This window comes from Micromonospora sp. NPDC002717 (genome assembly GCF_040295705.1).
Lineage (GTDB): Bacteria > Actinomycetota > Actinomycetes > Mycobacteriales > Micromonosporaceae > Micromonospora.
In genome coordinates, this window is the sequence record NZ_JBEOVW010000047.1 from 1 (window position 1) to 21,832 (window position 21,832).

Genomic DNA, 21,832 nt, shown 5'->3' on the forward strand with positions numbered 1-21,832 from the left:
GCTCCGTACCGATGTAGTTGTGGTTGAGCATCCGGGCCTCTTCCTGGGCCAGGACGACAACCCGTCGCGCTCGGTCGGTGAACCGCTCGAACATGTCTGCCACCCCTGGAGAGTGACGCCGTCCCGGGTGACAGGAGGCCACCCGGGACGACGTCTTTCGGGACTACCAACGGCGGTTGGTCGTCACGCGCTGACGTAGGCTTCCGAGCCCACCAGCGCGTCACCCAGCTTCATCGACACACCGGTCAGGCGCGCCCGGGACTCGCCGTCCTTCGTCCGCAGCGCGGCGTCGGCGTGCTCGGCGGTCAGCAGCGTGCCGGTCGGCTCGATGTCCTTGAGCTGGCCGCTCAGGTGCACCGGGGCCGCCGCGTAGAGCGTGGCGGACGGGGTCACCAGCTCGAAGTGAGCGTCGAAGTGCAGCTCACCCGGGTAGCGCAGCCGGCTCAGGCTCTCCTCGTTGCCGTCGCCGAGCTGGCCGCCCGAGACGGTGAAGAAGCTGGCCCGCAGCATGACCTTGCCGCCGAGAGCCGGGCTGTTGCCCACCAGCGCCACGCGGGCGAGCTGGGCCAGCACCCCGGAGCCCTGGTCGTGCTTCTCCGGCCCGAAGAGGAGGATCTCGGCGCCCGCGGCGAGCGGGTAGTCGCCGGCGAGCTCGATCTCCTCGGTGCGGCCGTTGACCTCGACCTTGATCTTCGCCTCGGTCGAGGCCTGGATGATGATCGACGGGTCGACCAGCATCGAGACGCACGGGCCGATGCTCGACGCGAAGAAGGCGCTCGGCGTGTTGCCGACGGCCTCGTTCTCGTCGTTCGACGGGTACCACGCGGCCGGGAGGTTGGTGCCCCGGACCACGTTGTGCGCCGGCATGACCTCACCCTGGTCGCCGTACGGGCGGCCGAGGAACGGCGAGGTGAGCGGGGTCTTGTACGGCGGAAGGCCGTCCACGATCCCCTTGACGTCGATGACACCCCGGTGGGCCAGCCGCATGGTGCTGGTCTCCAGGATGCCGAACCGCCGGATGTAGAACTCCGCGGGGAAGTTCTTGCCGGGCACGATCTGCTTGATGTGACCGGTGTTCGGCAGGTACGGGTTCGACAGGATCTGGATCCGGTCGTTCAGCGTGTAGCTGAACCCCTTGATGCCGACCTCGGGGGCGCTGATGAGCTCCAGGTTGAAGCTCGCCGTGCCGTCCTCGTCGACGGTGTGCTTGAACCCCGGCATCGGCCACTTGTTCATCTGCACGAAGCCCGACAGGTTGATCGTCTCCCGACGGCCGCCGTAGTAGTCGTCACCGAAGACGACCGTCGCCGCAGCCAGGATGTGCGGCCGCAGCGGCTTCGGCTCGATGTTGAGCGACTCGTAGGTCTCTCTCGCCGTGTCAGTCACGGCTCCACCTCCCTGTTTGCCCCGGATGCCCTGACGCCCTCTGTGACGCTCTGCTCAACCCGGGAGGACCACTGACCCGAACGCTATTGTTTTCTAAAGTGACTGTCAACGGGCCCGCAGTGATCGTTTGCGAAATAATGTCCGGTTTCACTGATGGTTCAAGGGGATCATCCAATGGGGAGCGTTGAATCCTCGTAGGCGCACATCCCACCAACGCTATTTGTTCGTATACCGCTTCCGGGCGAGCCCGGCCGGGTCGGTGTGCCACGCGCCGCATGGTCGGAGTTCCCCGCAGGCTCGGGTAGCGGTCGCACCCCTCCGCGACGGGCCGCCGGCGTCACGCCGGGGCGTGCCGGAGGGCAGCCGGTGTCAGCGGTGCGCCGGCCGGATCGGGCGGTCAGACCGCGTGGGTCGCCGCGGTGAGCCGGAAGTCCTGGACGCGCAGCATCGGCATGGCCGTACGCGCCACCGCGTCGCCCCAGTCGCGGGCCCGGGTCGGCACGGTCCGGCCCACCTCGGTGACCCGGGCGGCCATCGCCAGGGGGCTGTCGTTGAAGCGGAAGTTGTTGACCGCCCCGACGACCTCGCCGTCGCGCACCAGGTAGACGCCGTCCCGGGTCAGCCCGGTGAGGGCCATGGTGGCGAGGTCCACCTCACGGATGTACCAGAGGCTCGTCACCAGCAGGCCACGCCGGGTCGTCGCGATCAGGTCGGCGGCCGACGCACCGCCTGGCCCCTCCAGGATGAGGTTGTCCACCGCCGGCGTGAGCGGCATGCCCAACTCGTCCGCGCTGTCGCGGGTGTGCACCAGCGACCGCAGCCGACCCTGGTCCCACCAGCGGGTCGCGCCCAGCGGGAGGCCGTTGTCGAACACCGACCTCGTCGGCGTCGACGCCGGCGCCACCAGGAACGGGGCGCAGCGCAGCCCGTCGGCCGCCGGGTCGCTGCGCAGGGTCAGCGGCACGCCGGCGAGTTGCTCCCCGATCCGGGTCCGGCCCCCCGGTCCGCTGTAGACCGTCCGCCCCTGCGCCGCCGCCCTGGCTCCCGCCGTGGTGTAGGCGTAGTTCATCAGGTCGGCGACGGCGGTCGGCGGCAGCAGGCACTCGTAGCGGCCGGGCGGCACCTCGAACCGTCGCCGGCCCCAGTGCAGACGCCGGTCCAGCTCGTCCTGCAGCGCGGCCACCGAGACGTCGCCGAAGTCGGTGGTCACGGCGTTCGTCCAGACCGGGAAGCCGTCCCGGTCGCGCGCGGTCAGCTCCAGGTGCCCGGCGGGCTCGTCGTGGCGCAGCCGCACACCCGTGGAGGTGCCGAGGAACGTGCTGCGCATCCGGTGCTCGGCGTACCCGTGCAGCACCCGGCCGCCGCGACGCGCCCGGCCGAAACCGGCGGCCAACTGGTCGACCAGCCCGGTCAGCACCGTCGGCGGCGCCGCCGGGACCGGGTCCTCCCAGCGCGGCGACCCGGCGCCGGAGGCCGGCAGGGGCCGCGCGTCCGGCGCCGGCGGCGCCTGGCGGGCGGCCGCCCGCGCCGCGTCGACCAGCGCGACCACCTCGGCCCGGTCGGCCGGCCCGCACAGCGACACCGCGCCCACCCGGCCGCCCGCGACGGCCACCACCGACACCCGGCGCTCGTCGCCACTCCCGTTGCCGGTCAGCGCGTTGTCCGCCCAACGCAGGTGCACGTCGGCGCCCTGCTCCACGATCGCCACGCAGTCGTCGCCGCCCGCCGCGCCCAGGGCGATCTCCACCGTCTCCTGCGGGCTCGGGGTCCTCACGCGGGCTCCTCCGTCCGGGTGCTGGTCACGCGTACGCCCCGGAACAGCGCCGAGGGGCAGCCGTGCCCGGCGGCGGCGAGTTGCAGCGGCTGCGCCTTGCCGCACTGCCCCGCACCGGACAGCAGCCAGGTCTGCGGGCCGCCCACCGCCTCCAGCGACCGCCAGAACTCCAGCGTCGTCCCCGTGTACGCGGCGTCCCGCACCTGGCCGGCCAGGCGGCCGTCCCGGATCCGGTAGAAGCGCTGCCCGGTGAACTGGAAGTTCACCCGCGCCATGTCGATCGAGAAGCTGTTGTCGCCGACGACGTACAGCCCGTCCCGCACCCGGCCGATCAACTCGCGGGTGTCCGGCCCGTCCGGCGCGGGGCGGAGCGAGACGTTCGGCATCCGCTGCACGGGCAGGTGCCGGTACGACTCGGCGTACGCGCAGCCGGTGGATTGGTCCAGCCCGGCCGCGCCGGCGGTCTGCCGGTCGTGTTGCGTGCCGACCAGCACGCCGTCGCGGACGAGCGGCCACGACCGGGCGGCCACTCCGTCGTCGTCGTAGCCGATGGTGGCGAGCCCGTGCGGGGTGGTGCGGTCGGCGACCACGTTCATCGCCGGCGAGCCGTAGCGGAGCGACCCGATGTCGTCGGGGGTGACGAACGAGGTGCCGGCGAAGGCCGCCTCCCGGCCGAGGATCCGGTCCATCTCGGTGGCGTGCCCGACGGTCTCGTGGATCGTCAGCCAGAGATTGGTCGGGTCGATGACGAGGTCGTACTCCCCCGGCTCGACGGAGGGGGCGGCGAGCTTCTCGGCCAGCAGCCCCGGCAGCCGGGCCAGCTCGCCCGCCCAGTCCCAGCCGGTCCCGGTCAGGTACTCCCAGCCGCGGGCGGCCGGCGGTCCGAGGGTGCGCATGGTCTCGAAGGTGCCGCTGTCCGCGTCGATCCGGAACCCGACCACCATCGGGTGCAGCCACGTCCGCCGCTGCCGGATGCGCCGCCCCTCGCTGTCGTGGTACACGGTGGACTCGCGGAACACCTGCAGGTACGCCTCCGCCAGGTCGGCGCCGCCATCGCACAGGATCGCGCACCAGCGGGCCAGCAGGGCGGTGCGCTCGGCGGCGGGCACCGCGAAGGGGTCCACCTCGCACGGCGACTCCCACACCGCCGGCCCGTGGACCGGCTCGGGCGCCAGCCGGGGCGGCGCGCCGCGCAGCGGGCGCAGCATCCGGGCCAGCTCGCAGGCCCGGGCGGCCAGCTCGGCGACGCCCGGCGGGGAGAGGTCCACCCCCGAGGCGAAACCCCAGGTGCCGTCGACGAGGACCCGCACGCCGGCCCCGGTCTCGACGCTCTCCTGGGTGCCCTCCGGCTGCGCGTCGCGGACCCGCTCGCGCAGCGCCCGCACCCGCCGCAGTCGCACGTCGGCGTACGAGGCGCCGAGCCGGCGGGCCCGCTCCAGCGCGGCCAGGGCCAGCTCCCCGGCCGGCAGCGTGTCGAATCCCGGTTCCGTGGCGGCGGCCGGGGCGGGCCCGGCGGTCACCGGAACCGGATGTCGGGGTACTGGGTGGTCCACTCCCCCGCCCGCACGGTACGCAGCGCCTCGGCGACCCGGTCGACCTCGTCACGGGTGCTGTAGACCGCGAAGGAGAGCCGCACCGTGCCGAGCAGCCCCAGGTCGTCGAGGAACGCGCTGGCGCAGTGCACGCCGGACCGCACGGCGATGCCGTGCGCGTCGAGGTGCCCGCCCACGTCGTACGGGTGCAGGCCGTCCACCGCGATGGAGACGATGCCGGCCGGGTCCGCGGCCGGGTCGCCGACGACCCGCACCCGGTCGACGTCGCGCAGGACGTCGACGGCGTACCGGACCAGGTCCGCGTCGTGTGCCCGCACCGCGTCCCGGTCGAGCCCGTCCAGCCAGGTCAACGCGGTGGCGAGGCCGACCGCGGCGCCGATGTCCGGGGTGCCGGCCTCCAGCCGCGCCGGAACCGGCACGTAGGACACCGGGGCGTCGTGCGAGACCCCCTTGACCGTCCCGCCGCCCACCTGGTACGGCGGCAGGTCGGCGAGCAGCTCGCGCCGGCCGTAGAGCACCCCGGAGCCCATCGGGGCGTACACCTTGTGGCCGGAGAAGCAGTAGAAGTCCGCGCCGATCTCCCGCACGTCGACCGGCAGGTGCGCGACCGCCTGCGCGCCGTCGACGACCACGGGCACGCCCCGGTCGTGCGCCACCCGGACCAGCTCCCGCACGGGGTTGACGGTGCCGAGCACGTTGGAGACGTGGCTGACCGCGACGAGGCGGGTCCGGCGGCCCAGGACGGCGGCCAGGTCCTCCGGCCGGACCGGCCCGCCGGCCGGCGACGGCACGACCCGCAGTCTCGCCCCACTCCGTTCGCAGAGCCGGCGCCACGGCAGCAGGTTGGAGTTGTGCTCCATGCCGGTGACCACGATGTCGTCGCCGGCGCCGACGATCCGCTCGGCGAAGGTGCCGGCGAGCAGGTTCACCGCGTCCGTCGTGCCCCGGGTGAAGACGATCTCGTCGGCGTGGGCGGCGTTCACGAACCGCCGGACCACCTCCCGGGCGTCCTCGTAGCGGCCGGTGGCCTGGCGGCTGAGGTCGTAGAAGCCGCGCCCGATGTTGCTGTTCGACGTGGTGTAGAAGTCGACCACCGCGTCGAGGACCGACCGGGGCTTCTGCGTCGTCGCGGCGTTGTCGAGGTAGGCCAGCGGCGGGCCGTGCCCGGCCACGTCGAGGAACGGGAACTCGGCCCGCACCGCGGACAGGGGATGGGCAGCCGTGTCGGTCATGCTGATTCCTCCGTGAAGCTTGCGGTGAAGCGGTCGAGGAAACCCGGCGGGCAGGGGAAGAGCTTCTGCTCCGGGTAGGGCCGTTCGGACGGGGGGATCCACCCCGGCTCGCCGCGCCGGGGCCACCGCCCGGCCCGGTCCGCCAGGTGCGGGCCGTGGAAGAACCAGCAGATCTGGCTGACCTGCTCGGTGAAGACGACGGGATGCACCTCGGGCGAGTACATCGCCATGTGCCCGTACGCGGCCAGGAACTCGCCCGCCACCCCCATCGAGGCGCCGAGCATGACGTGACCGAAGACGTCGTGCACGGCCCGGAAGATGTCGTTGTGCAGCAGCGGTACGCCGCCGACCGTGACACCCGACGGGGCGCACAGCGGATGGTCCGGGGCGGGCCCGTCGGGGCCGTGGCCGTCGCGGGTCAGGTAGACGTGCAGCACGCCGGTGCGGGCGAGGCGGTCGACCAGGTCCGCCGCGCCCCGGTACGGCTGCCCGGGGCCCCGCCACGGCTCGACGCGGATCCCCGCCCGGTCCAGCAGGGCGAAGTGGCGCAGGTTCTCCTCCGTGAACCGGCGGTAGCGGGCCGCCAGGCCCGGCCCGAGGTCCCGCCGGGGCGCCCGGTCGAAGTGCCGGGCCACCGTGCGGCAGAACTCCGGGTCGACGCGCACCCGGGTGCCGGGCAACCCACCCAGGTCCCGGCGCGGCAGCTCACCGCGGGCGGCGGCGTCGTCGACGTACGACTGGGCCAGCGCGAGCAGGCCGGGGTGGCCGGCCGGCGGACGGGCCGGGCGTGGTGCGCTCGGGCAGGCCGCGGTCATCCGGCCCTCCCCGGCCCGGCCCCCGGCGGGCCGGATCCGGCCGCCTCGGGCCGGCCGGCGTCGGCCGGCACGCCGGCGGCGTCGGCGGGGCGGCGCGCGCGCAGGCAGAGCGCCGAGCCGGGCAGGGTGAGCACGCCGTCCGCGTCGGCGAAGGCGGCGGCGGCCTCGGCGAGCCGGTCCCAGCCCACCCGCTCCGCGTCGGCGCCGAGCTGCCGCCGCACCGTGGCGAGCACACCGGGCGGCGTCACGTCGCGGGTGTACGCGAGGTACTCGTTGACGGAGGCGAAGCGCATCGCGATCCCGACGGACTCGGTGCCGACGTCCGTGAAGCCCGCGGCGAGCAGGTCGGCGCGGGTGCGTTCGGCGTCGGACATGCTGAACGGGCCGGGGCGGCCCGGCGGGGGGACCGGCAGGCCCGCGGCCAGCGTCCGGAAGCCCAGCGAGGTCATCGGGTTCGCCTCCGGCGGCCCCCAGACGGCGGCGGCCAGCACGCCGCCGGGGGCCAGGAGGCGGTGCAGGTCCGCGAGGGTGCGCTGCCGGTCCACCGCGAACATCAGCCCCCACCGGCTGAGCACCGCGTCGAAGGAGTGCGCCGGCAGGTCGAGGGCCTCCACGTCGGACTCGGCGAACTCGATCGGGTGGCCGAGGCCGGCGGCGCAGCGGCGGGCCCGGTCGACCATCTCCGGTGCGAGGTCGATGCCGAGCACCCGGCCGGTGGGGGCGACCAGCCGGCCGGCGCTGACCGACGGCTCGCCGGTGCCGCAGCCGACGTCGAGCACCCGGTGCCCGGGGCGGAGCCCGGCGGCGCGCAGCAGCCAGTCGGTCACCGGCGCCGCGGCCCGCTCGTAGCGGTCCTGCCAGAAGTCCCACCCGGCGCTGACCGCGTTCCAGGTGTCACGTTGCTCGGCCTTGAAGGCCACGGAGTCGAACCGGACGGCGGTCATGTCGCTCTCCTCGCAGGCGAACTCGGCCTCAGCTCACTATATGATTGACAAGTTGGTCGGGCAACGGCGTGAGCTTGCCATCACCTACCCGCCGCCGACCCGCGGTCCCTCACCGGACGGCGGCCGGGCGCGCCGGACGCTCGCCGTCGAGCAGTTGCAGCAGGTAGTCGCCGTACCCGCTGGCGCGCAGCGGCACCGCCAGGCGGCGCATCGCCGCGTCGTCGAGCAGCCCGGCCCGCCAGGCCGCCTCCTCGACGCAGCCGACCTTGACGCCGTGCCTTTCCTCGATCACGCGCACGTACTCGGCCGCCTTCATCAGGTCGCCGAACCGGCCGGTGTCCAGCCACGCGGTGCGCCGCCCGAGCAGCCGCACCTCCAGCCGGCCCTGGCGCAGGTACTCCCGGTTGACGTCGGTGATCTCCAACTCGCCCCGGGCGCTCGGCGTCAGCTCCGCGGCGATGGCGACGACGTCGGCGCCGTACACGTAGAGGCCGGGCACGGCGTACCGGGACGGCGGGACCAAGGGCTTCTCCACGATGTCGCGCACCGCGCCGCACTCGTCGAGGTCGAGCACCCCGTACGGCCGCGGGTCCGCCACCGGGAGCCCGAACACCAGCCCACCGTCCACCCCGGTCAGCTCGGCGAGCTGCCGGTCCAGCTCGGCGGAGTGGATGATGTTGTCGCCGAGGACGAGCATGGCCGGGCCGCCGGCGAGGAAGTCCGCGGCGAGCAGGAGTGCGTGCGCGATGCCGTCCGGGCGCTCCTGCACGGCGTACCGCAGGTCGAGCCCCCACTGGCCGCCGTCGCCGAGCAGGCGCCGGAACAGCGGCTGCTCGTCGGGGCGCGTGATGATGAGGATCTCCCGTACACCGGCCGTCACGAGGGTGCTCAGCGGATAGAAGATCATTGGCTTGTCGTAGACCGGCATCAGTTGCTTGGAGACCGCCCGGGTCACCGGCCACATCCGCGAGCCGGTGCCACCAGCGAGCAAAACACCACGCATTTTTAAAGCGTAGCGCATAGCGCCTGCGCGTGGTGGAAACATCACGTCGGGTGCCGGGCGGGTAGCCTGCCCGGGGATGGCCCGACCGTCGTGGAGGGAGCCGCAATGACCGATGTCGACCAGGAGACCGGGCTGCCGAGCTGGCCCGCCGGCGCCGACAGTGCGTACGTGGCCGCGCGCCGGGCGCTCGCGTCGGCCGAGCAGGACCTGCGGGACCAGCTCGAACGCGTGGCCGCAGCAAGGCGTCGACTGCCACCCGGCCCGCTGCTGGGCGACTACCGGCTCGCCGAGGGACCGGCCGACCTGGCCCGGCCCGGGCCGGCCCGGAGCGTCCGGCTGCGCGACCTGTTCGAGGAGCACGAGACCCTCTTCGTCTACCACCTGATGTTCGCACCGGACGCCGCCGAGGCCTGTCCCATGTGCTCGCTGTGGGTGGACGGCTTCCACGGGGTGCTTCCGCACCTGCGCCGGCACACCGCCGTCGCGGTGGTGGCGAAGGCGCCGCTGCCCCGACTGCGTGACTGGGCCCGGGGGCGGGGCTGGACCGGCCTGCGGATCCTGTCCAGCCACGGCACGTCCTTCAACGCCGACCTGCGCGCCGAGCACCCGGACGGCACGCAACGACCGATGGTCAGCGTGCTGCGCGCCGAGGGCGACCGGGTGCGACACTTCTACTCCGCCCCCGCGAGCTTCCCCGACGGCGGCGAACGCGGCATCGACCTGCTCAGCCCGGTCTGGAACGTCCTCGACCTGCTGCCCCAGGGCCGCGGCGACTGGTACGCCGGCAACGACTACGTCCCCGGCCCGGCGGCGTCCCCCGCACCGGCCTGACGGCCCGCCCCCGGACGGCCCGGCGGCCTCCCCGGACCGGCACGATCGCGCGTCCGGCACGGCGGCTCGCCCGGGCCGGCACGACACCGTCCCGGGCCCGCCCGGCGACGGGTGCTCGCCGCCGGGTCACGACCCGGTGGCGAGCAGGTCGGGCAGCCGCACCGCCGCCAGCCGGCGGCCGGCGAAGTCGGCGTACCAGAGCAGCGCGCCGTCCCAGGTCAGGCCGACCGGTCGGCCTTCCACCGGCGCCTGTCCGCGCAGCGTGCCGTGCCGGGCGTCGACCGCCCGCAGCATCGCCCCCTCGAAGTCGGCGTAGACCACCAGGTCACCGGCCACCGTCAGCCCGGACGGCACGCCGGGCACCGGGAACTCACGCTGGACGGTCATCGTGGCGACGTCGCGGAGCTGCACCACCGACGGCCCGCGCAGCCCCATCCACATCGCCACACCGGTGGTCTCCACCCCGCAGAGCCGGCCGCTGGGCGGGGCCACCTCCTTCTCGCCGAGCGCCTCGCCGGTGAGCGGGTCGATCAGCAGGATCCGCTTCGGCCGGCCGCCGACCTGGCAGAGCGCGCCGCCGCCCACGGTGAGGTCGGCCCGCGCCCGGGGGCAGGACAGGGTCCGCACGACGGCGCCGGTGTCCGGGGCGAGGGCGTAGATCTGCCCGGCCTCCTGGTCGGAGTGCCAGAAGAACTCGCCGTCGAAGGTGAGGCCGCACAGGTAGCGGCCCGGGGCGGGCAGCGACCGGACGACCGGCAACGTCGTGTCGATCTCGCGGATGGCCATGGACGGCCCCTTTCGTGGCAGGCGGGTGGACGGCGGGACGCGGGCGGGCGGCCGGCTCAGGGCCCGCCCGCCAGCGCCCGGGACAGGTCCTCGGCGAGGTCGTGCGGATCCTCGATGCCGACCGACAAGCGGATCAGCGAGTCGCCGATGCCCCGCCGCGAACGGGCCTCGGCCGACAGCGGACGGTGCGTCATCAGGGCCGGGCACTCCACGAGGGAGTGCACGCTCCCGAGGCTGACGCCGCAGGTGAAGAGCGTGAACCGGTCCAGCAGTCGCTCGGCGGGGCCGCCGAGGTAGTCGAAGGAGACGATCGCGCCGGGGGCGCTCATCTGGGCCTTGACGACCGCGTGCTGCGGGTGCTCGGGCAGCCCCGGATAGTGGACGGCGCCGACCGCGGGGCTCGCCCGCAGCCGCTCCACCAGGACGCGCGCGGTGGCGACCTGCCGGTGCACCCGCAGCGACAGGGTGTGCAGCCCCCGGCGGACCAGGAAGCAGTCCAGCGCCCCCGGCACGTTCCCGGCCGTCGTCCGGTACGCCCGGACCGCGGCGTGCAGGTCCGCGTCGCGGTAGACGAGGGCGCCGCCCAGCACGTCGGCGTGGCCGGCGATGGACTTCGTGGTGCTGTACAGCGAGACGTCGGCGCCGAGCGCCAGCGGCTGCTGGAGCACCGGGCTGGCGAAGGTGTTGTCGACCACCACGCGGGCTCCCCGCTCGTGCGCCCGCCGGCTGACCTCGGCGACGTCCACCACGGTGAGCAGCGGGTTGGTCGGCGTCTCGATCCAGACCAGGGCGAGGTCCGGTTCCGCCAGGGCCGCCGTGATCCCCTCCGGGGTGGTCAGGTCGGCGTACCGCACCCGCACGCCCTGCCGCGCGGCCAGGTCGAACAGGCCGTCGGTGCCGGCGTACACGTCGTCGGTGCTCACCAGGCACTGCCCGGGACGCACCAGCGACAGCAGGGTCGCGGCGGCGGCCTGGCCGGAGGAGAAGACGGTGGCGAACGGGGCCCGTTCCAGCCCGGCGAGGCACTCCTCCAGCTCCTCCCGGGTGGGGTTCTCGCCCCGGCCGTAGAAGTAGCGGGGCTCGTCCTGCGCCCGGCGCTCGTAGGTGGTGGAGACGTGGATCGGGGGGACGACGTCCCCGGTGCCCGCCGACGGCCGGCGGCCGCCGTGCACCAGCCGGGTGTCGAAGCGCATGCCGCTCACCCCTGCCCCACCGTGGCCGCCCGGAACGGGGCGAGGGCCCGGACCAGGCCGGTCGGCACCCGGACCGGCTCGGTGCGCCCGTTCGGCCCGCGCATGCACGCGATCCGCTGGCGCCCCCGGGCGACCAGCAGGTCGTCGCCGCCGAGCCGCAGGTAGTCGAAGCCCAGCTCCATCTGGGTCTGGCTGAGCTCGACCAGTCGCATCCGGACCGCGAGTCGGTCGAACGGCGCCAGCTCGGCGAAGAACTCGCACTCGGCCTTGAGAGTGAACAGCTTCAGGTCGGCGCGCAGCTCGTCGAGGATCTCCGGGGCGTGCTCGTGCAGGAACATCTCCCGGCACCGGCCCTGCCAGCGCAGGTAGTTCACGTAGTACACGTTGCCGACGAGGTTCGTCTCCTCGAAGCCGACGACGTGCCGGTACTCGTAGTAGCGCGGCATGCTCACCGCCCCGCCCCGCCGAGCACGGCGACCACGGTCGGCGCCGCCGCTCCCGCCACCGCGACGACCCGGGTGGCGATCCGGACGTCGCCGGCGTCCAGCACCACCCAGCCGTCGGGGAGCGCCCCGGGCAGCAGGGTGAGCCGGCCCTCGGGGCGGCCGGCCTTCTGCAGGCACTCCTCCGCGCACCAGACCCGGGTGGCGGCCACGTCCGGCGGGTCGCCGACCTCCGCGACGAGCAGCGCCGCCACGGCGCCGTGCCGGCCCACCAGGTCGTGTCGCACGTCCGCCGGGCGGGCGGCCACCGGCTCGGCGTCGCAGGCGAGCGTCCCGTCCCCGGCGACGGCGAGGTCGAGCGGCGCCGAGTACGCCACGGAGACGGTGTACGGCAGGTCGACCTCCGGCCGTCCGTCAGGCCGGTGCCGCACCACCACGGGCTGGCCCAGCGCGCGGGAGAGCAGCGCGCCGGAGTCGCGGGGCCCGCCGCCGGGCGCGGCGGCGACGGCGATGTCGCCGGGGAACACCTCGGCGAGCCGTCGTTGCAGCAGCGGCCCCAGCAGCGCGGGCGGCCAGGACCCGCGCGGCGCGTGCGGACGCACGGCGCGCAGTCGCAGGCCCATCCAGTGCTCGATCACCGCGCCGGTGGCGTCCCGGACGACGACGTCGTACACGTAGGCGGTGCCGTGCTGCTCGCGTTCCCGCGCGGTCATCGTCACGGCCTCGGTGGCCGACAGCTTGGGGCCCGCCGACCAGATCCGGTCGATGCCCTCCGGCAGCAGCGTCGCGTCCGGCACGCAGACCTGGATCCCGTGCATAAACGCGTCCCGGGCGCCCGGGTCGCCGAGCACCAGCCGGCCCGGCAGGAAGGCGCTGAACCAGGAGGCGGCGTCGCTGGTGACCACCTCGGCCTCGGCGACGCGCGCCGCGACCTGCCGGTAGCCCTTGATCCGGCGGAACCGACCGGCCTGGAACAACACGTCGCCGTAGAGGTCGCGGGCCGGGTCGAGCGGTACGGCCGGCAGCTCCGCCGGCGCCGGCGCCGCGGTGTACGCCGGATAGGTCTCGTCCGGCGCGAACCGGAGCCGGGCGCGGAAGTGGTCGGCCGCGAAACCGGTCGCCGCGCTGCGCAGGACGACGTCGATGACCTGCTCCGACCGGACCAGCGCGGCGATGCGTACGGTCGTGCCGGCGTCCGGGTCGACGACCACCGGGCGGTCGAACCGAACCTCCTCGATCACGGGCACCCCCGGGTGCCGGGCCAGGGCGGTGGCCACCTGGGCCATGGCCTCCAACCCGAGCACCGCCGGGAACAGCAGGTCACCGTCGAGCCGGTGGTCCTCGAGGTACGGATCCGTGGTGCGGGCCAGGTCGACCTCGCAGACCAGCTCGATGCAGTCGTAGCGCACCAGCGGCCGTTCGGTGAAGCGCAGCAGGGGCAGCTCGGAGCGGTGGTAGCGCAGGGTCTCCACGCCGCCGGTGCGGCCGGTGACCACCACCACCGGAGGCAGCGTGTCGTCGGCGACCACCTCGCGCAGGACCCGCAGGCCGTCGTCGGGGCTGATCGGGGTGACGCCGGAGCCGCTCAACGACTCGACCACCGACAGCCGCTCCCCCATGCCGACCCCGGACCACACCGACCACTCCAGGCAGACGGCGCGGCACCCCGGCCGCGTCGCGGCCACCTCCCGGGTCAGCTCGGCCAGCGCCTCGTTCGCCGCGGCGTAGTGCGCCTCGCCGTGCAGTCCGGCCCGCCCGATGATGCTGCCGAACGTGACCAGCAGGCGCAGTTGTGCGGGGTCGACCGCGGCGAGGACCGCCCGCAGGCCGTCGACCTTGGCGGCGAACACGGCCCGCAGGGCCGCCTCGTCCAGGTCGACGAGCGCGGACGGGGTGTTCTGCCCGGCGCCGTGCAGCACGGCGGTCACCGGACCCCAGTCGGCGGTCACCGCGGCGACCGCGGCGGCCACCGCGGCGGCGTCGGTGACGTCGACGCGCAGGTAGCGCAGGTCGGACGCGGCGTCCGCGAGTCGCATCAGATTGCCGGCCAGGGCCTCGTCGGCGGCGGGGTCGGACCGGCCGAGGACGGCCAACCGGGCGCCGCTCTCGCCGGCCAGCATCAGCGCGGACTCGGCGGTGATGCCCTTGCCGCCGCCGGTCACCAGCAGCACGTCCGCCGGACCCAGCGGCAGCGCTTCCGGCTCGGCGCCGGACGCGGGCAGCGGGCGCAGCACGGGCACCCGGCGGACGCCGCCCGGGTCGTACACCACCTCGGTGAACTCCTCCGTGGCGGCCACGTCGGCGACCACCCGGTCGACCGCGGCCGGTTCGAGGGGGGTGGTCACGACGGTGGTCCGCAGCCGGTCGCCCTCCAGCCGGGCGGTCTTGGCCACCGCCCCCGCCCGCGCCGCCGGCTGCACCACCACGAGCCGCCCGCCGGGCGGTTGACGCAGCGCCGCCTGGGCCCCGCGCACCGCGACGGCCAGGTGCTCCTCGTCGGGTTCGTCCGGCAGGCAGACCAGCACGCCGTCGCCGACGCCGCCCGCCTCCAGGGCCCGGCGCAGCGCGTCCGCGAGCGGGTGGTCGGGGTCGGCGAACACCTGCCAGCGACCGCACGGCTCCGTCGGTTCCGTCGCCGCCAGCGGCTCGTCGACCAGGTCGACGACGAAGGTGCGCACCCACGGCGCGACGCCGGCGACGAGGTCCGGGCGCTCGTGCGGGGCCTCGCGCTCCCGGGCCTCCAGCGCCTCGGCCATCTCCCGGACGGTGGCGGTGGCGAAGTTGGTCGGTATCGCCACCGCGGAGAGCCCCATGGCGCGGGCGGCCTCGTTGACGAGCTGGCCGACGGTGATCGAGCTCATGTGCAGGTCGTCGAGGAACCGGCTGTCGTCCCGGAGCACCTCCACCGGCAGTTCGGCGCGCTGCGCCACGAGGTTCCGCACCAGCTCCAGCGCGCCGGTGACGGCCGGCAGCGGGGTGTCGTCGGCCCGGGCCGGAGCCGGGACCGGTTCGACCGCGGCCGGCGCCGGCTCGGCCAGCTCGGGTGCCGCCTCGCACGGGCTCGCGAAGAAGGTGCGGGCGCGGTGCGGGTCGAACGGTCGGGTCAGCCGGTCCTCGAACAGGGCCGGGTACGCGGCCGGCCCGCCGAGCGCGTACACCGCGCCGACCGCGGCGAGCAGGCCGGACAGCGACTCGGCGTCGGTGTCGACCGCCAGCGCCGGCACGTCCGGCGCCTGCTCGCGGGCCAGCCCGGTGAGCACCTTGCCGGGGCCGACCTCGAGGAACAGGTCGACCTCGGCGGCGGCGCGTGCCAGCGCGGCGGCGAAGCGCACCGGAGCCTCGATCTGCCGGTGCAGGTGCTGCGGCAGGTCGGTGTCCGACGGGAGGACGGCGCCGGTCACCGTCGAGGCCACCCGGCGCAGCAGCGGCCCGAACCGGCGGGACCGCAGGCGCTCGGCGAAGGCGGTGGCCGCCGGTGTCATCAGCGGCGAGTGGAAGGCGTGCGGGACGCGCAGCCGGGTGCAGCTCACCCCCGCCGTCGCGGCCCGCCGGGCCACCTCGGCCACGACGTCGTCGCCGCCGGCGACCACCGTCTGCCGCGGCCCGTTGTAGCCCGCGATCACCGCGCTGGTGCCGGCCAGCAGGGCGAGGGTCTCCTCCGGCCCGGCGGTGACGCCGAGCATCGCCCCCGGCGCGGCGTGCCTGGCCATGGCCTCGCCCCGGAGCGTGACGAGTTCCCGCAGCTCGTCCTCGTCGAGGCAGCCCGCCCAGTGCAGCGTGGTCAGCTCGCCGAGGCTGTGGCCGACGACGACGGTCGCGTCGATGTCGAGCGCGGCGAGGGCGCGCAGCCCGGCCAGCGAGCCCGTGACGATCCGGGGTTGGGCGAACGCGGTCGACCCGGCCGCCTCGTCCCTGGGCGGTTCCCCGGCCGCGCGGTAGACGTCGTCCACCTCGGTGAACCGCCGGCGCAGCGCCCCGCCGCCCCAGCCCCGGCCGGAGCCCTGGCCGGGGAACAGGAAGCCGACCCGGGCCGGCCGGGTGACCCGGCCGACGAAGACGCCCCGCCCCGGGTCGACCAGTGTCCCGGCGCCCTCGGGCGCCAGGGCCCGGGCCGCCAGTCCGAGGCCGCGGTCGGCCTCCTCCGGCGACCGGGCCACGACCGCCGCCCGGTACACGCGGCCGCGCTGGCCCCGGTGCAGGGTCGTGGCGAGGTCGCCCAGCTCGGCGAAGGCCAGCCCGGCCACGACCGTCCGCAGGTCGTCCAGCCGGTCGTGCAGCTCGTCGCGGGTGTCCGCGTCGACCAGGAGCAGCTCGGCGTCCTGCACGGACCGGGCGAGCTGCTGCGTCCGCCGGTCGAGGGACCGGCGGCGGGGGCGGGTGGGGCCGTCGACGACGAGGTGGGTGTTGATGCCGCCGAAGCCCATCGCGGTGACGCCGGCCCGCTGCGCGGCGCCGGCCGGCCACGGCTCGGCCCGCCGTACGGCGCGCAGCGCGGGCCGGTCCGCGGTGAGTTCCGGGTGCGGCTCGACGCACCCGACGGTCGGCGGGACGACCTGGTGGTGCACGGCCAGGACGGCCTTGATCAGGCCGGCCACCCCGGCCGCGGCCTTGGTGTGACCGATCATCCCCTTGATGGATCCGATCGCGGCGGCGTCGGCGTCCGGGTCGGCCGCCCGGCGTTCCTCGCTCAGGGCGCGAAGCTCGGTGCCGTCGCCGACGGCCGTGCCGGTGCCGTGCCCCTCGAACAGCGGCACGGTGTCCACCCCGAAACCGGCCCGCTGGTACGCGCGCCGCAGCGCCAGCCGGTAGCCGGCCGCCTCCGGCCGCGTGATGCCGCCCCGGCCGTCCGAGGAGACGCCCCACCCGGCCACGGAGGCGTAGATGCGCCGGCCCTGCGCGAGCGCGTCCCGCTCCCGCATGAGCACCACCATGCCGCAGCCCTCGCCGGGCCAGAACCCGTTGGACCGGCGGTCGTAGACGCGCATCTCGTCGCCGGCGAGCGCGCCGGTCTTGGCGAAGCCGACCATCTCGAAGGGGTCGATGGACAGGTCCACGCCGCCGGCCACGGCCACGTCGACGTCGAGGTCGGTCAGGCTGCGGCAGGCCGTGACCACCGACAGCAGCGACGAGGCGCAGGCACCGTCCACGGTGTACCCGCCGCCGTGCAGGTCGAAATGGTTGCAGATCCGCCCGGCGATGGTGTTGGACAGGCCGCCCGCGAGGCTGTCCTCGGTGATCTCGGCGAACGGCGCCTTGTAGGAGCGTTCCAGGTCGGCGAGGAAGGCGGCCACCCGGGCGTCGTCCCAGCCCTGCTCGCCGAGGGCGGCGCCCACCACGCGCCGGACGTACGGCCAGCGCAGGCGCATCATGCCGGCCCGGGTGAACTCGCCGGTCAGCGTGTTGCCGACGACCACCGCCGTCCGCTCCCGCGGCAGCCCGTCGCCCTCGGGGTACCCGGCGTCGGCGAGTGCCTGCGCGGCCATGTCGAGGGCCAGCCAGTGGGTGAGGTCGGTGGACCGGTACGTGCTCCCGCTGACCTTGAACCCGACCCGGTCGAACTCGTAGCCCTCGATGACGGCCGCGTTGCCGGCGTAGTAGCGGTCGGGGGCGGCCGGGTCCGGGGACCAGTAGTCGGCGGCCCGCATCCGCTCGTCGGGCAGGCGACGGAACGCGCGCCGCCCGGCGAGGGCGTTCTCCCACAGCTGCCCGGGGCCGGCGGCGTCCGGGAAGCGGCAGGCCAGGCCGACGACGGCGATCCTGCTCATGCCCGCACCATCTCGCGGGCCACGGGTGGCACTGTGCCGTCGACGGTCCCCGGGGCGGCGGGCGTCGTGCCCCTGCCGTCGCGGGCAGCGATGCGCACCGCGTGCAGCGACCAGAGGAAGCCGCCCCGGATCAGACAGACGATGGCGGTGGCGAAGAAGAGGCCGTAGACGATGGACGCGCCGGTGAGGATGCCGTAGACCAGGGCCACCCCGCCGCCGAAGGCGAACTGGGACAGCGGCCGCGACGGGGTCGTTCCCGGGTCGGTGATCATGTAGTTGGTGAACAGGACGAACGCCACCCCGGTCATGGTGGCCAGCGCCGACGGGATGGAGGTGTCCAGCACGAGTCCCCGCACCACCGACTGGAGCACGAAGACGCCCAGCCAGCCGGCGATCAGCCACATCCGGCCGGTGAGCTTCGCGTTGAGCATGGTGCCGAAGACGACGATGACCGCGGGGACGATCCAGTCCGCGGGACCCTCCAGGTATTCGGTGAACTGGTACGGCGGGGAGATCGAGATCCACGGGAAGAGCAGCAGCACCACGGCGATGCCGAAGTTGGACGGGTTCATGAAGTGCCGCAGCCGGCCGTTGACCGGCACCCGCAGCAGCCACTTCCCGCTGATCGCCACGGCCACCGCGAAGATCATTACCGGCAGGCGGTCGTTGACGTACAGCAGCATGTTCACCGCGAGGGCGGTGATGTGCGCGGGGTAGAGGAACTCGACCAGGCCGCGCAGGCCGTTGCCGCGGAACCGGGGCGGGCGCTGCTCCGCCCGCGCGCCGATGATCTCCAGCCCGAGCTCGACGGTGTAGCCGGTGGCAATCGCGATCAGCGGCCACGCCCAGGCCTGCTCGAAGCCGAGCACGGTGTAGCCGGCGATGTTGAGGATGGTGATGGAGATGGCGAACCTGCGCAGCGCGGTGATCCGCGGGTCCTTCGCCGGCTTCTGCGTCATCGCGAGACCTCCCGAGCCTGCGAACCGAGGGTGAGGGTGTGTCGACCGGCGGTGAGCGCCAGCTCCTGCTCGTGCGGGACGCCGGAGCGGTCCCGCCAGGTGAGGTGGACCGACACCGGGCCGGTCACGTCGCCGAGACCGAGCGACACCTCGTTGCTGCGCCGGCCGGAGTGGCCGCTGCCGCCGTCGACCCGGTCGATGAGCACCCGGCCGTCCGGCGTGGTCACCCGGACCTGCGCGCCGACGACCGGCGACCCCGCCCCGGCGAGAGGGCCGGCGGCCGGCGCCTGCTCGTGCAGCAGCCGCAGGGTGAGGAAGGACCCGGTGTCCGGGCTGTCGTTGCGGTAGAAGACCGGCGCGTCCCACTGCCGGGCGACGGCGAAGTCGAGCCGGCCGTCGCCGTCGGCGTCGCCGGTCGCGATGCCCCGGCTGGGCACCCGGTCGGCCAGGCCCAGTTCATGGCTGAGGTCCTCGTAGCGGCCGTTGGCGCCCCGGACGTGGAAGGCCAGGTGCTGGCCGCCGGCGATGTCGTCGCCCTGCTCGACCCTGGGCCACCAGCGGGGGTTGGACAGCAGGTCGTCGTTGGCGGTGGCCGCCTCCTGCAACTGCGCCCAGCGGTTGACCTCGCCCTTGACGAAGCCGGCGGTCTGCACGATGGCCGGTTCGCCGCGGTTGGTGAAGTCGCCGAACTTGACGTCCCAGCTCCACCCGCTCCAGGCCAGGCCCAGTTCGGCGCTCCGGTCGTGCCACGGCGCCTCGCCGGCCCGCAGCGCGGCGCGCAGCGCGTCGGTGTCGGCGGCGGTGTTGACGAACGCGAAGTTGCTCTCCTGGATGCCGAACGAGGTGGTGATGTTGCCGACGTACAGGTCGAACATGCCGTCGCCGTCGATGTCACCGAAGTCCACGCCCATGCCCTTGAACGAGTCGTGGCCGAGCCGCTTGGACTTGGGGGTCAGGCCGGGCAGCCCGGGGCTCTCGACCAGCGCGAAGTCGATCCGCCCCCGCTCCGACCGGTTGTGCAGCAGCCGGTCCGGCCCGAAGTCGTTGGCCACGTACAGCTCGGGCAACTGGTCGCCGTCGAGGTCGTTCGCGGCGACGGCCAGGGTCCAACCCCGGGAGACCTTGGTGTCGAAGACGTCCGGGACCTCGGCGAAGGAGACGCTCGGCGTGGCGCCGGCCGTGCCGCCGGTCCACCGGAACACGTGGTCCTCGCCGCCGTTGAGGCCGTTGGACATGGACCGGTTCATCGCCACCCCGCCGTGCACGGTGTCGTCGAGGACGGCGCTGTCGGGGAAGTAGTTGCCGATGTAGACGTCCAGGTGCCCGTCCCCGTCGAAGTCGGCCAGCGTGGCGGCGTTGGTGTTCCACTTCGGCCCGTCGTACCGGCTCCCGCCGGTCACCGCGCCCGGCACCAGCTCGACCGGGTGGTAGGCGTCCCGGGACAGTCCGGTCGCGTCCGCCCGGGCCAGGAAGACCACCGGGGTCCGGCCCCACCAGTACACGAGCAGGTCGGTGCGGCCGTCGGCGTTGAGGTCGCCGGGCAGGCAGCCCATCGGGGCGATGTACGGGTTCGTCGGCAGGGGCGCGGGGTCCAGCACGAACGGCTGATAACGCTCGGCGCCGGCGGTCGGGGCCGGGGTCACCACGACGCGGTCGATGCGCGGGTCGGTGACGCACATGTCGTTGGCCAGCCCGTCGCCGTCCAGGTCGTTCATCGCGACGCCGGCGCCGACGGAGGAGATCCACGCCGCCAGATGCTGGTACGCGCCGTTGACCCGGCGGATCGACTGCTGCGGCAGCCCGCCCGGCATCGGCAGCGACATCGGCGTGAACCGGTACGGCTGTGCCATGGCGCGCCGCTCGTCGGCGTTCGCCTCCGGCTGCCGGACCAGCACGTACATGCCGGTGAGCAGCACCAGCGCGGCCAGCCCGGCGATCTGCCGGCGGAGCATAGTGATGATTGCCGACAAGGGTCAGCACCTCCCCAGCGTCACGAACTGCTTGGCGATCCGCTGCCGCCACACCAGGTAGGCCGGCTCCGGCCCGTCCCGGTCGAGGTCGGCCAGCGCGGCCTGGGTGACCGCCGCCGCCTCGGCCGGTGGCGCGCCGCAGAAGACGTCGGTGGCGACCGCGGTGTGCGCGGTGGTCAGCCCGGCGCGCTCCCGGGCCTCCGCCGCGAAGGCGCTGCCCTGCGCCATCGCCGGGGCGTACGCGCCGCTGCGCTCGCGCAGCCGCCACAGGTCCTCGGGCGGTGCCCCGCCGGCGTACGTGGCGGCCAGCGCCACCCCGCTGTACAGGTCCTCGTGCCGGTCCGGCGGGAACCCGTCGACCGTGTCGGCGATCCGGTCGGTGTCGCCGCCCTCGACGAACCACAGCGCGCGGCCGATGCCCTGGTCCACGACGCGCCCGGTCCACCGCCCGATCGGGTCGCCGGGCCAGGGCAGCACCTCGTCGCGCCGGTGCGACCGCACGTACCGCCGGGTGTGGAAGTACGCCTGGTGGAATCCGTAGCCGTCCAGGGCGAGCCAGCCCAGCAGCCGGTCGGCGGGTTGGATGGCGTGCCGACGCCAGCGGGGCAGACGGGCCATCGCCCAGCCCACCCCGACATGGACCATGTAGACGTGCCGGGCGGCCGGCCCGGCCAGGAACCGGGCGACGCGGCGGCCACCGGTCAGCCCGTCCAGGACGGCGAGGCCCATCGCCGCGCCCTCGTACGCGAACCCGCGCAGCTCGGGCTCGACGGTCTCCAGCGCCACGGCCGCCTCGTCCGGGCCGCGGGCGCCGACGGCGTGCCCGTAGCCGGTGAGGAAGTGGGCGCCGACCGACTCGAGCCGCTCACGGGTCGGCTCGTCCCGGGCACGGAAGCCTCGGGTCGCGAAGGTGGTCTGGGCCATCCCCGGCGTCAGGACGTATTGACGAATGGTTCGCCAATTGGCGGGCATGCCGCACTCCTCCCGCAGGTGGGACGCGGTGAAATCAGACGACAGTTGACGAAATGGTTCGTCGAAATCCAGCTCCGACGGGAGCCCCGGATCGCCGTACCGCTACGGACCCATGTTTCACGGCGTTCATCGGATCCACTTCTCCCAACTTGCTCGGCTGACCCGCCAATGGCGCCCCCCGCCGGTTGCCGAGGCGTTCAAGAAAT

At 74.5% G+C, this 21,832-nt stretch carries 16 protein-coding genes; 1 reads left to right on the top strand and 15 read right to left on the bottom strand.

Annotated elements, in window-relative coordinates:
- The 8 genes from ABT006_RS35200 to rfbA all read right to left on the bottom strand — a co-directional run.
- On the bottom strand, positions 1–94 hold a 94-nt coding region (locus ABT006_RS35200; protein ID WP_425454139.1), incomplete at its 3' end, for a Clp protease N-terminal domain-containing protein.
- Positions 95–183: 89 nt separating this feature from the next.
- A complete protein-coding gene (locus tag ABT006_RS33005) occupies positions 184–1,386 on the bottom strand; it encodes a DUF6004 family protein (protein ID WP_350687465.1) in 1,203 nt (400 codons plus the stop codon).
- Positions 1,387–1,783: 397 nt separating this feature from the next.
- Entirely contained in the window at positions 1,784–3,133 is a 1,350-nt protein-coding gene (locus ABT006_RS33010; RefSeq protein ID WP_350712419.1) for a metallopeptidase TldD-related protein, read from the bottom strand.
- Between the two features lie 23 nt (positions 3,134–3,156).
- A complete protein-coding gene (locus tag ABT006_RS33015; protein WP_350712400.1) occupies positions 3,157–4,713 on the bottom strand; it encodes a TldD/PmbA family protein in 1,557 nt (518 codons plus the stop codon).
- Positions 4,677–5,945 (bottom strand): aminotransferase class V-fold PLP-dependent enzyme, encoded by a 1,269-nt coding sequence (locus ABT006_RS33020; RefSeq protein WP_350712401.1) that lies wholly within the window; start codon positions 5,943–5,945, stop codon positions 4,677–4,679. The genes ABT006_RS33015 and ABT006_RS33020 overlap by 37 nt, the downstream gene beginning before the upstream one ends.
- Positions 5,942–6,760: a crotonobetainyl-CoA--carnitine CoA-transferase gene (locus ABT006_RS33025; RefSeq protein ID WP_350712402.1), complete on the bottom strand. Its 819-nt coding sequence runs from the start codon at positions 6,758–6,760 to the stop codon at positions 5,942–5,944. Before ABT006_RS33025 ends, ABT006_RS33020 begins: the two co-directional genes overlap by 4 nt.
- A complete protein-coding gene (locus ABT006_RS33030) occupies positions 6,757–7,704 on the bottom strand; it encodes a class I SAM-dependent methyltransferase (protein WP_502891054.1) in 948 nt (315 codons plus the stop codon). The genes ABT006_RS33025 and ABT006_RS33030 overlap by 4 nt, the downstream gene beginning before the upstream one ends.
- 109 nt (positions 7,705–7,813) lie before the next feature.
- Positions 7,814–8,707, bottom strand: a complete 894-nt coding sequence (rfbA, locus tag ABT006_RS33035) for a glucose-1-phosphate thymidylyltransferase RfbA (protein ID WP_350712403.1) — start codon at positions 8,705–8,707, stop codon at positions 7,814–7,816.
- Between the two features lie 105 nt (positions 8,708–8,812).
- Between rfbA and ABT006_RS33040 the strand changes: the two genes are divergently transcribed.
- Positions 8,813–9,538, top strand: coding sequence for a DUF899 family protein (locus ABT006_RS33040; protein ID WP_350712404.1), 726 nt, complete (start codon positions 8,813–8,815; stop codon positions 9,536–9,538).
- A 126-nt stretch (positions 9,539–9,664) separates the two neighbouring features.
- Here the strand turns inward: ABT006_RS33040 and ABT006_RS33045 are convergent, their stop codons facing one another.
- The 7 genes from ABT006_RS33045 to ABT006_RS33075 are packed head-to-tail and all read right to left on the bottom strand — an operon-like array spanning position 9,665 to position 21,626.
- Entirely contained in the window at positions 9,665–10,324 is a 660-nt protein-coding gene (locus ABT006_RS33045) for an NHL repeat-containing protein (RefSeq protein ID WP_350712405.1), read from the bottom strand.
- A 56-nt stretch (positions 10,325–10,380) separates the two neighbouring features.
- A complete protein-coding gene (locus ABT006_RS33050; RefSeq protein WP_350712406.1) occupies positions 10,381–11,517 on the bottom strand; it encodes a trans-sulfuration enzyme family protein in 1,137 nt (378 codons plus the stop codon).
- Positions 11,518–11,522: 5 nt separating this feature from the next.
- Positions 11,523–11,963, bottom strand: coding sequence for an acyl-CoA thioesterase (locus ABT006_RS33055; protein WP_350712420.1), 441 nt, complete (start codon positions 11,961–11,963; stop codon positions 11,523–11,525).
- 2 nt (positions 11,964–11,965) lie between these two features.
- A complete protein-coding gene (locus ABT006_RS33060) occupies positions 11,966–17,839 on the bottom strand; it encodes a type I polyketide synthase (protein WP_502891055.1) in 5,874 nt (1,957 codons plus the stop codon).
- On the bottom strand, positions 17,722–18,684 hold the full coding sequence (locus ABT006_RS33065) for an enediyne biosynthesis protein (protein WP_350712408.1): 963 nt from the start codon (positions 18,682–18,684) through the stop codon (positions 17,722–17,724). The genes ABT006_RS33060 and ABT006_RS33065 overlap by 118 nt, the downstream gene beginning before the upstream one ends.
- Positions 18,681–20,654: a CRTAC1 family protein gene (locus ABT006_RS33070; protein WP_350712409.1), complete on the bottom strand. Its 1,974-nt coding sequence runs from the start codon at positions 20,652–20,654 to the stop codon at positions 18,681–18,683. Before ABT006_RS33070 ends, ABT006_RS33065 begins: the two co-directional genes overlap by 4 nt.
- Positions 20,655–20,657: 3 nt before the next feature.
- Positions 20,658–21,626: a DUF1702 family protein gene (locus ABT006_RS33075; RefSeq protein ID WP_350712410.1), complete on the bottom strand. Its 969-nt coding sequence runs from the start codon at positions 21,624–21,626 to the stop codon at positions 20,658–20,660.
- Between the last annotated feature and the right edge of the window lie 206 nt (positions 21,627–21,832).